This is a genomic window from uncultured Oscillibacter sp. (genome assembly GCF_910579365.1).
GTDB lineage: Bacteria > Bacillota > Clostridia > Oscillospirales > Oscillospiraceae > Oscillibacter.
This window is the reverse complement of sequence record NZ_CAJTUX010000079.1, coordinates 1-10,888: the sequence shown is the minus strand read 5'-3', so window position 1 is coordinate 10,888 and position 10,888 is coordinate 1. Positions and strand designations below refer to the sequence as shown.

The window sequence follows — 10,888 nt, the reverse complement described above, 5'->3', positions numbered from 1 at the left end:
CGTTCTCACCATGTAAAGGCCGTCCGGGAAATTCCGGAGGCAAAGGGTATGAAAGCCCCGTACCTTCCGCCCTATAGCCCTGATCTCAACCCTATTGAGGAAATGTGGTAAGATGAAAGCCATCCTGCGCTGCTGAAAAATCCGCAATTTGAATCTCTTCCCGGAGTCCATCCAGAAAGCTCTCTCTTGTGTTTCTCCCCCGGACTGCTCCCATTGGTTTGCCGCTTTTGTCTATTGTTGGGTTTTTTGATGATTGCTATAAATGGTCTCATTCGGCCTGCTATTATAATATAAATCCGATGATTTCAAAAAGTATCGAATTCTATGTGAAAAAGGAAAGATTGCAATGAACATTAAACGATTTGAAAAGGCAGCCTTTGCGGTCATTGGGAAAAAGGGGTCAACCTCAGATGGAGCTGGATTCATTCAGAGATTATGGGATGATGCAAACTCTCATTTTGGAGAAGTCCAGCATTTAGCTAAAAGGGATGAAAAGGGAGATCTGATTGGAATCTGGGGAGCAATGTCTGATTTTTCCGGGTCCTTTCTTCCATGGGAAGACTTCCGCAATGGTCTTTACCTAGCGGGGGTGGAGTGCGAGGCTGACGCGGAGGCCCTGGAAGGGTGGACCAAGTGGGTTGTCCCTGGATATGAATATCTCTGTGTAGAGCGTGAGGCAGATGATACGTTTTCCCAGGCAATCAAATATCTGGGGGAACATCATATCCCGCTGGTTGGTGCGGTTCATGATTTTACCGACCCAAAGACCGGAAAAAGTTATCTGTATTTTCCGGTAAGGCGGCTATAACGGTTTACCGCCATATTGGGCCATTCCATAGGCGCGGCCTAACCAGTTTTCGGATATCATCTCACCAGGCTTGCATTCCTAAGTCTCCGGAATTATACTATGGCTGATATCTTCATCAAGCACAGGAAAAGGGGTGTCAGCATGCGTAAAATATTGCTGCTGGAGGATGATCTGAGCCTTATCAACGGACTTTCCTTTGCTTTTCAAAAAGCGGGGTATGCTTTGGACGTCGCCCGAACCATCCAAGAGGCTGATAGAATTTGGCGGGATGGAGAATATGACTTGCTCGTTCTGGATGTAACTCTGCCCGACGGTTCCGGTTTTGAGGTATGCAAAAAAGTGCGTAAGGTTTCCTCAGTCCCCATCCTCTTTTTAACTGCATCGGATGCGGAAACCAGTATTATCATGGGACTGGACATCGGCGGGGACGACTATATTACAAAGCCTTTCAAGCTGGCGGTACTGATGTCCCGAATCAATGCCATCCTCCGCAGGAGCCAGCATTTCCAGCAAGCTCCCGGAGAACTCTGTTCCAACGGAATCACGCTCCAGCTGCTGGAGGGACGGGCCTATAAAGACGGCGTGCCGTTGGAACTGACCGCAGCAGAATATAAGCTCCTTCGGCTTTTTATGGAGCATCCTGACATGATTCTCTCAGCGGAACAGATTATGGGAAAACTATGGGACTGCAAGGGGAACTTCGTAGACGGAAACACGTTGGCAGTCTATATTCGCCGCCTGCGGGCAAAGATTGAGGACGACCCCGCCAAACCAACACGGATTGCCACGGTCCGCCGCATGGGATATAAGTGGAATACAGGAGGCGGGTTAGAATGAATCTATTTCCGGTGGTGCTGTTTCTTTCCTGCGCCCTATGCGGTATGGCAGCTGCGTTAGGGATGGCCGTCTGCCGTCTGCGGCATCAGGAGCAGAGCATGGAGAACGCTGCCCATCAGATCGCGGAGTATATCCTGGACCGGCGGAAGGGCGGCATTGCGTGCAGCGAGGAAGGCGCCATGTACCGCCTGTTCCACGAGGTAAATTCCCTGGTGACCATGGCGGACGCCCATGCGGACAGTGAGCGGCGGGCCAAGGAATTTCTGCGCCGCACGATTGCGGACATCTCCCATCAGCTCAAGACCCCCATTGCCGCACTGAATATTTACAATGGGATTCTCCAGCAGGAAACGGCGGACGCCGCCACCGTCCGGGAGTTTACCAGTCTCTCGGAGCAGGAGCTTGACCGGATTGAATCGCTGGTGCAGAGCCTTTTGAAAATGGCGCGGCTGGATGCGGGCGCCATCACACTGGAGCGGTCGCCAGAGAATGTTTTCGATCTGTTGGAGCATATCAAGAGGCAGTATTCCTTCCGTGCGGAACAGGAGGGAAAGGAAATTGTACTGGAGGGGGATGAGCAGACGGTCTTCTCCTGTGACCGGACCTGGCTGGCAGAAGCGATCGGGAATCTGGTCAAAAACGCCTTGGACCATACGGCCCAAGGGGACCGTATTTTGGTCCGGTGGCAGCAGTCTCCCTGTTTGACCCAGATCACGGTGGAAGACACAGGCAGCGGCATCCACTCGGAGGATCTGTATCATATCTTCAAGCGCTTTTACCGCAGCCGCTTTTCTAAGGATACGCAAGGGGTCGGTCTGGGCCTGCCCCTGGCGAAGTCGATTGTTGAAGCGCATCAGGGCAGTATGGAGGTTCACAGCAAACTGGGACAGGGAACGGCCTTTACGATCAATTTTCCGATTATGACAAAATAGTCATCTGCAATTCATCTGACAGTAAGGTTTGTGTGCTACTGTATTCATACAGTCCAACAATGAAAGGAGCATGAAACTTATGGACTTGTTACGAGTAGAACACATCTGCAAAACGTATGGCAGCGGCGAAACAGCGGTACACGCTTTGAAGGACGTCAGCTTCTCCGTTCCCAAAGGGGAATTTGTAGCCATCGTCGGGGAATCCGGCTCCGGCAAAAGTACGCTGTTGAATATGATTGGAGCACTGGACACCCCCACCTCCGGGAGGGTCTATATCAACGAAAAGGACACCTTCGCCATGAAGGAAAAGGCGCTGACCATCTTCCGCCGCCGGAACATCGGGTTTATCTTCCAGGCGTTCAACCTGATCCCGGAGCTGTCTGTGGAGCAGAATATGATTTTTCCCCTGCTGCTGGACCGCCAGCGGCCCAACAAGCGGTATCTGGACGAGCTGCTGAGCGTCCTGGGACTGGAACAGCGGCGGGGGCATCTGCCCAGCCAGCTCTCCGGCGGACAGCAGCAGCGGGTGGCCATCGGGCGGGCGCTGATGACCCGGCCGTCCCTGGTCTTAGCCGACGAGCCCACAGGAAACCTGGACTCCCAGAACAGCAGCGAGGTCCTGGCCCTGCTGAAGGAAACCGCCCGGAAGTATGAACAGACCGTCATCATGATTACCCATAACCCCGCCATCGCCCACACGGCGGATCGGGTCTTTCAGGTATCGGACGGTGTGCTGACAGACCTCGGGGGGTGCCGGGCATGAGAAGCTATCTCAGTTTAATCCCCATCTCCGCCAAGGTACGGCGGCGGCAGAACCGCATGACCCGTCTGTGCATTATTTTCGCCGTATTTCTGGTGACGGGTATTTTCAGCATGGCGGATATTTTCATTCAGTCTGAGACCGCCAATGTCAAAGAAGCGGGCGGAAACTGGCACATCAACCTGGAAAATATATCGGAGGAAGATGCGGCGTCCATTGCCCGGCGGCCCGATGTGTCCGCCTCCTCCTGGTTTGATATGGTGAATTTCGACCGGGACCGCAGCTATACCATTGGCGGTATCCAAACGGCGCTGGGCGGCGTGGAGGACCCGTTTCGGACCGAAATTATGACCTATTTTCCGGAGGGCGCCAGCTTGGATGAGGGCGAAGTCATTCTCACGCCCAACGCCAAGACGATGCTGGGCGTTGATGTGGGAGACCGTGTGTCTCTGGATACTCCCGCCGGAAGCTATGACCTCCTGATTACCGGCTTTCGCAGCGGGAACAGCCGCTATGCTACAGACAGCGGTGTTGGCGAAAGCACCGCGCTGCCAGTGAAGGGGGAACAGGTGGGCGCATTTCTTCAGATTGAGACCTTCCGGGAAATCCTCGCCGCCAATGGAGACGCGGGAACCCCCGCCTACTATATACAGTTCAGCGAAAGGGCCAACGCGAGACGCACCCTATCCGAAATCAAAGAGCAGTTCCCGGAGGCCAAGGTCAATGAACACATGATTCTTCTGGCAGCTGTGGGGGCCAGTGAAAACCGTATGGCAAAAAATGTATACCCGCTGGTGATTGTGTTTTGCCTGCTGGTCCTGCTGGCGGGAGCGCTGATGATCTCCGGCAGTCTGAACAGCGCGATTGCCCAGCGGACGCAGTTTTTCGGAATGATGCGCTGTATTGGCATGAGCAAAAAGCAGGTGATCCATTTTGTGGAGCTGGAGGCGCTGAACTGGTGCAAAACCGCGATCCCGGCCGGAATCATTCTGGGGACAGCGGCTACCTGGCTTGTGCTCGCGTTCATGCACCGCTTTGTAGGCGGTGAATTTGCGAGAATGGCAGTCTTCGGCATAAGCCCGATTGGAATGGTCAGCGGGGCTGTGGTGGGAATTCTGACGGTGCTCCTCGCGGCCCGGGCCCCGGCAAAAAAGGCCGCAAAGGTCTCCCCTGTGGCGGCGGTGTCCGGCAATGCGGATGCAGGAATGCAGAGACCGCAGCGGGCCAGCACCCGTCTTTTGAAGATTGAAACCGCATTAGGCGTCTCCCATGCGGCGTCATCGAAAAAGAGCCTGCTCCTGATGGCGGGGTCCTTCGCCCTGAGCATGATTCTGTTTCTCAGTTTCTCCGTTCTGGTGGATTTGCTGGGGATTATGCTGCCCACAAAGTCTTACGGTTCGGATATTGACATTAACCTCTTGGAAAACGGGGAACTGATTGCTCCTGACTTGATGCAGCAGATGCGGGAAATGCCCGGCGTCAAAAATGTCTTCGGGCGGCGGCTTGCGGCCGCTATCCCGGCGGAGTTCAGCGTGGAAGTGGACCGGGACGTAGTGGACATTCTCTCCTATGATGACATCCAGCTGGACTGGATGCCGGGAGACGGGGACCTCCGCAGCGGCGGCGACCTGAAGAAGGTCTACGGAGATCAGGGCTATGTCCTGTGTATCTGGGACAAGGACGTTCCGCTGGATGTGGGAGATACGGTGACGCTGGGCGGCAGCACAGTGGAGATCGCCGGAATGATGACCTACAATCCTTTTTCCAACAGCGGGCGAACGGATGGCGATGTAATCCTGATTTGCTCCAACGAAACCTTCATCCGGCTTACCGGCGAGGAACGATACAGCATTGCCAGTATCCAGATGGTACCGAACGCAACGGATGAAGACGCGGAGGCTATCCATGATCTGGTGCGGGGACGGTATGAGTTTCTGGACCGTCGGGAGGAGGCGGACCGGAGCACATTTTTTGCGTTCAGCCTGTTCATCTATGGCTTCCTGGCAATCATTGCCCTGATTACGGTGCTGAACATCATCAACAGCATTTCCATGAGCGTATCTGCCAGAACCAGGCAGTACGGGGCTATGCGGGCTGTTGGAATGGACGGCGGGCAGCTTACCGGGATGATTGCCGCCGAGGCGGCCACCTACGCCTTAGCCGGGTGTGCCATAGGCTGTGGAGCGGGGCTGCCGCTGAGCAGGCTGCTGTATGGCAAGCTGGTGACCGCCCACTTCCCCTATTATACCTGGACGCTGCCCGTATCATCTATTCTGATTATTTTGCTGTTTGTACTCCTGGCCACTCTGGCCGCAGTCCACGCCCCGTCCAAGCGGATGCGGAATATGGCGGTGACGGAGACCATAAACGAACTATAACCGTAAATTTGAAAAATGCCGGCTGTGCGGCGGTGTAACCAAGCCGCCGTACAGCACGGTTTTCCTGTTCCCGTGGGCCGCGCTGAAAGCTGCGCAGGGCAGAGATGGGACAAAAGAAGGGAGAACGCCGCTGCTTGCCGCCCGGATTGAAAAAAGACCGGCCCAAGGTCGTAGTCGTAACGACATCGTATCATGTGTTTCGGGCGCTGCTTCTGGCAAAGCAGCAGGGACTGAAATGCGTGGGGTTTGGTGCAAAGACAAAATGGCACTTCACATTAAACGCTTTGATACGTGAATTTGCAGGATATCTGCGCTTGACGTGGAAACGGTATATTTTTGTGGCCGCAGTGATTATCGTGATAGCCGCAATAGCGACATGAAATTGGGGTTGAAAGAAAGAGCCTTAAACTATTTGAAACAGTCTCGTTGCGTCAATTAGGAGGGCCTGATATACTGGACCCGGAGGTGACAGCTATGGCAAACGAGAGCAAAAAGGATTTCAACGCTATGCTGCATGACAGCAAGGATATGCCGAAAATCCAGACGGTTGCAGACCCGAAGACGATTGAAAAATACGGCGGCACACGAATGTATTTTGCGCCGCCGATTGACTATGATAAAATCATGCGGCAGGTTCCGTATGGTAAAGTGGTCACGATAGGCGGCATCCGCGAACATTTTGCGAAACGCAACGGCGCGGATTTCACAGAGCCGGTTACCGCGGGGATTTTTGTGTCCATTGCGGCCTGCCTGCTGGCCACGGCTGTCCCCCTTCGGAAGATTGCGAAGCTGAGTATTGTGGACTCCATTGAGGCATTAGAGCAGAATAAAAGTCCCGGCGTTCCATTCTGTGAACGCCGGGACTTGCTTTTACAGCGCCTGGAGCATGACCGGGCCGCGCTTGGAGAGGATGGCGGCACACACCGCTGTCAGCAGGGCGAACAGCAGGATCGGGAGGGCCAGCGCGGCCCAGCCCGCCGTCTGACTGCCCAGCCAGTACAGCCCGCCCGCCGCGGCCAGCGCCGCCATAGGGACGAACATGGCCAGGGTGGCAGCCAGAGACTGCTTGATGACCACGGTTTCATTGACCGCATCCAGCTTGGGGAAGGTCAGCCCCATCAGCATCCCAAACAGGGCGTGGCCCACCGCGAAGAGCAGCGCGGCAATCAGAAGCACGGTCCCCTGCCACAGCTGGAATCCCAGCGCAACGGAGATACACGCCCCGGCAATTACGGTACAGGGGAGGGTGAGCAGCAGCTGGAATCCTGCCTTGACCCACAGCAGCGTACTGCCCGGCATGGGAGCCTCCCGCAGAATCCAGAGGTACTTCCCCTCCAGGCTGATGGAGGGGGCGGCGATGGGGCAGGTACACAGGCAGAAGCAGATCACAGCCGCCGCCATAGGCAGCAGGGGGAAACCGTCCATACCAACAAAGGCAAGCAGCTTCTCCCGCATCACCAGGGACGCCGCTCCGGCGGCCAGCAGCATAATCAGGCCAAGGCCGGCGTTCCAGAAGTACATGGGCGTGCCAAAAAACCGCTGGGCCTCCTTCCGCAAAAGGGCCTTCTTTTGACTGGAGGCGGATTGGGCGGAGAGCTTATAATTGCTCTGGGCAGATCGGGCGGCGAAGGCTGCGACTGCCTGCCGGTAGACCCGGCCCAGGCCGAATACCACCAGGGCAAAGGGAATGACACAGCAGGCGGCGAAGGCCAGCAGCAGGCCCCAGTCCCCCAGGATGCCCTCGCCCATCCACAGCAGGGGCGCGGCCCAGGAGAGGGCGTCTTTTGCCCCGGCGGGGTTGGCGGCGAGGCTGCCGAGCATCCCGTTGAGGTTGAAGGAGAGATAGAACACCGCCACCAGAAACAAACCCATCACAATGTTCTGTCCCAGCGCACCCTTGGATACCCTGGCGGACAGAAAGGCCGCCAGCGCCCCCAGCAGGACCGACAGCGCCGTATCCAGCAGGGGCAGGGTCAGGGCCGCGATGACGAGCCGCACCCAAAAGAGCAGGCTGTGCCCCACGCCGCTCTGGGTCAGCATCGTGCAGACCACCCCGGCGGGGAGCAGCACAAAGGCGGAGAACAGCAGGTTTTCCAGGTAGATGGCTGTCACACGGCTGGCCATCAGCAGGGTGGAGGACACCGGCATACTCAGCAGCAGATCGTTGTCCTTCCCGCCAAATACCACGCCCTTGACGGCGAAGGTGGTGAACAGCAGCCCGCCCACCAGGGCGGCCATGCCCATAAAGATGAACACCAATATCTCCATTTGCGAAGGGGCCAGCGCCTGCATCAGCATGTAGCTGTAAAAACCGGAGAGGTAGAGGCCCAGGCCGGCAATGACCACGACAGCGCCCAGGCCGGTGGCCGCCTTTTTCCGGCTGCGGCCCCGGGAATTGGTGGAGGAGAGCAGCATGGACTGGATGCTCACCTTCAGCAAAGTGAGAAACTTCTTCATTTTTCTCCCTCCAGCTCCAGGAACACGTCCTCCAGGGAGGAATCGCCCACCAGCTCCGCCGTAGGACCGGATTTTACCAGCCGCCCGTGTTTGATGATGGCGATTTTGTGGCACAGCTTTTCCGCCACCTCCAGCACATGGGTGGAGAAAAACACCGCCGAGCCTCCCTGGCACAGCTCCGCCAGATAGCCTTTCATCAGATGGGCGGCGGCGGGGTCCAGGCCCACAAAGGGCTCGTCCAGAATCAGCAGTCTGGGACGGCGGATGAAGGCTGAGATCAGGGCCAGCTTCTGCCGCATTCCGTGGGAGTAGCTGCCGATGGGAGAGCCTAGATTCCCTGTCAGCTCAAAGGCCCCGGCATACTTGCCAATGTCGGCGGTCCGCTGGTCTGCCGGGATGTCGTACAGGTCGGCGATGAAGTTGAGGTAGTCAATGCCCTTCATAAATTCATAGAGGTCCGGGTTGTCCGGCAAAAAGGCGGTGACGCGCTTGGCCCCCACCGGGTCTTTTTTGATATCATGGCCGTCAATGGTAATGGTTCCCTCGGTGAAGTCCATCACTCCCGCCACCGCCCGCAGGGTAGTGGTCTTGCCAGCTCCGTTGTGGCCAATGAAGCCGTAAATTTCCCCAGGTTGGACATGAAGGGTAAGATCGTCCACCGCTTTTTTACCGCCTGGATAAGTTTTGGAATAGTGTTTGATGCGAAGCATGAATAGTCTCCTTTCGGCTGAAGCATTGTGTAGGGTCCGTATTTTTGTAGGGTCAGAGATTGAAAACAAAGGTAACGACCAAAATAACAGCGGCTAAGGCAAGGATGATGAGGCCCCGCGGGCGGCGATCCTCCTTTTCGCTGGAGGCGTATCCAGCGCCCAGAATACCGGCGGCCATGGGAATGAGAAGAAGGAAAGGCCAAAAGCGTTTTTATTCATAATAGGTTACCTCCATATGTGAATCGTACACCTTCCGGTTTGTGGAAGGTCAAGAGTTTTTTGATTTTATCCTTGAAAATTGTCTTTCGGTTTCACTGGCTGAGCGTGTTTCCTCGCTGCTGACCGCCGGCGCCGAGTTTTACTTCCATGACAGTCCCCTCCCTGTGAAGTGTTTTACCTTTCCTGAGTTTAGTATAAGCGAGTGACCCGTAACGTGCAATGGAGATGTGTTCAGATGCGTTTCAGCTTTTCTTAACTGTTGGTTAAGTTTGCGATATGGTCTTGCGATAGCGCCGGGGTGGGTATTATACTGACAGTGTTTCGGACTGCGGCAGGCTATCTGTGAAGGAACAGCAGATGCATCAGGATACCAAGGAGGAGACAGCAATGCCAGAAATCATAAAAGTACGCGGGGCGCGGGTCCACAACCTGAAACATATCGACGTGGACGTTCCCCTCAATCAGATCGTCGCCATCGCCGGGGTATCCGGTTCCGGGAAGTCCTCCCTGGCGCTGGGCGTTCTGTACGCCGAGGGGTCCCGGCGCTATCTGGAGGCCCTGTCCACCTACACGAGAAGGCGGATGACCCAGGCCGCCAAGGCCCAGGTAGACGAGGTGCTCTATGTCCCCGCCGCCCTGGCCCTCCACCAGCGGCCCGGCGTCCCCGGAATCCGCTCCACCTTCGGCACGGGGACGGAGCTTTTGAACAGCCTGCGGCTGATGTTCTCCCGGCTGGCCAGCCACCGCTGTCCCAACGGGCACTACCTGCCGCCCACTCTGGCTGTGGCGGCGGAACAGCCCATCCTCTGCCCGGAGTGCGGTGAATCGGTCCGGGCCCCGGGGGCGGAGGAGCTGGCTTTCAACAGCCGGGGGGCCTGCCCCACCTGCGGCGGCACCGGAATCGTGCGTACCGTGGACGAATCCACTTTAGTGCCCGACGAGTCCCTGTCCATCGACCAGGGAGCGGTGGCCCCCTGGCAGACCCTGATGTGGTCGCTGATGAAGGACATCGCCCGGGAGATGGGGGTGCGGACTGACGTGCCCTTCCGGGAGCTGACGGCGGAGGAGCGGGAGATCGTCTTCCACGGACCCGCCGTCAAGAAGAACATCATCTATCAGAACAAGACCAGCGGCGCGGCGGGGGATATGGATTTCACCTACTTCAATGCCACCTACACGGTGGAAAACGCCCTGTCCAAGGTGAAGGACGAGAAGGGTATGAAGCGGGTGGAGAAGTTTTTGAAGCAGGGCGTCTGCTCCGACTGCGGCGGCACCCGGCTGTCGGCGGCCGCGAGGGCGCCGAGGCTCCGGGGCATCTCCCTGGACCAGGCCTGTCAGATGCCCCTCTCCAGGCTGATGGAGTGGGTGGCCGGGGTGCCCGCCTCCCTGCCGGAGGAGATGCGCCCCATGGCGGAGAGCATCTGCCAATCCTTCCAGACTGTGGCCAAACGGCTGCTGGACCTGGGACTGGGCTATCTGTCTTTGGACCGTGCCGCCTCCACCCTCTCCACCGGGGAGCGGCAGCGGATGCAGCTGGCCCGGGCGGTGCGCAACCGCACTACCGGGGTGCTCTATGTGCTGGACGAGCCTTCCATCGGCCTGCATCCCTCCAACATCGTGGGACTGACCGGCGTGATGCGCGATCTGGTGGCGGATGGGAACTCGGTAATTCTGGTGGACCACGATACTCAGATCTTGTCCCAGGCGGATTGGCTGATTGAGATGGGTCCCGAGGCAGGGGCCAACGGCGGGCAGGTGGTGGCCCAGGGAACGATCCCGGAAATTGC

Annotated in this window: 8 protein-coding genes and 3 pseudogenes; 9 read left to right on the top strand and 2 right to left on the bottom strand. The window is 57.1% G+C overall.

Annotated features, from left to right (window positions below):
* From QZ329_RS13415 to QZ329_RS13380, 8 genes and pseudogenes are all read left to right on the top strand, one after another.
* Positions 1-130, top strand: a pseudogene (locus tag QZ329_RS13415) (transposase); the annotation flags it as partial.
* 216 nt (positions 131-346) lie between these two features.
* Positions 347-808, top strand: coding sequence for a GyrI-like domain-containing protein (locus tag QZ329_RS13410; RefSeq protein WP_295753450.1), 462 nt, complete (start codon positions 347-349; stop codon positions 806-808).
* A gap of 141 nt (positions 809-949) precedes the next feature.
* The gene (locus QZ329_RS13405) at positions 950-1,645 is read left to right on the top strand and encodes a response regulator transcription factor (protein WP_295753454.1); all 696 of its coding nucleotides are present in this window, start codon (positions 950-952) and stop codon (positions 1,643-1,645) included.
* Positions 1,642-2,577, top strand: a complete 936-nt coding sequence (locus QZ329_RS13400; RefSeq protein WP_365352139.1) for a HAMP domain-containing sensor histidine kinase — start codon at positions 1,642-1,644, stop codon at positions 2,575-2,577. Before QZ329_RS13405 ends, QZ329_RS13400 begins: the two co-directional genes overlap by 4 nt.
* A gap of 79 nt (positions 2,578-2,656) precedes the next feature.
* Entirely contained in the window at positions 2,657-3,340 is a 684-nt protein-coding gene (locus tag QZ329_RS13395) for an ABC transporter ATP-binding protein (protein ID WP_295753448.1), read from the top strand.
* Positions 3,337-5,715 carry an ABC transporter permease gene (locus QZ329_RS13390; RefSeq protein WP_295753446.1) on the top strand — a complete coding sequence of 793 codons (2,379 nt, stop codon included), beginning with the start codon at positions 3,337-3,339 and terminating at the stop codon, positions 5,713-5,715. Before QZ329_RS13395 ends, QZ329_RS13390 begins: the two co-directional genes overlap by 4 nt.
* Positions 5,716-5,819: 104 nt before the next feature.
* Positions 5,820-6,095: a YdcF family protein gene (locus QZ329_RS13385; protein ID WP_295753444.1), complete on the top strand. Its 276-nt coding sequence runs from the start codon at positions 5,820-5,822 to the stop codon at positions 6,093-6,095.
* 94 nt (positions 6,096-6,189) lie between these two features.
* Positions 6,190-6,459, top strand: a pseudogene (locus QZ329_RS13380) (methylated DNA-protein cysteine methyltransferase); the annotation flags it as partial.
* Between the two features lie 126 nt (positions 6,460-6,585).
* On the opposite strand, the gene QZ329_RS13375 reads toward QZ329_RS13380, so the two are convergent.
* The gene (locus tag QZ329_RS13375; protein WP_295753442.1) at positions 6,586-8,172 is read right to left on the bottom strand and encodes a hypothetical protein; all 1,587 of its coding nucleotides are present in this window, start codon (positions 8,170-8,172) and stop codon (positions 6,586-6,588) included.
* The gene (locus QZ329_RS13370; RefSeq protein ID WP_295753440.1) at positions 8,169-8,882 is read right to left on the bottom strand and encodes an ABC transporter ATP-binding protein; all 714 of its coding nucleotides are present in this window, start codon (positions 8,880-8,882) and stop codon (positions 8,169-8,171) included. Before QZ329_RS13370 ends, QZ329_RS13375 begins: the two co-directional genes overlap by 4 nt.
* Before the next feature lie 606 nt (positions 8,883-9,488).
* Here QZ329_RS13370 and QZ329_RS13365 point away from each other — a divergent pair.
* Positions 9,489-10,888 (top strand): annotated as a pseudogene (locus QZ329_RS13365) (excinuclease ABC subunit UvrA); the annotation flags it as partial.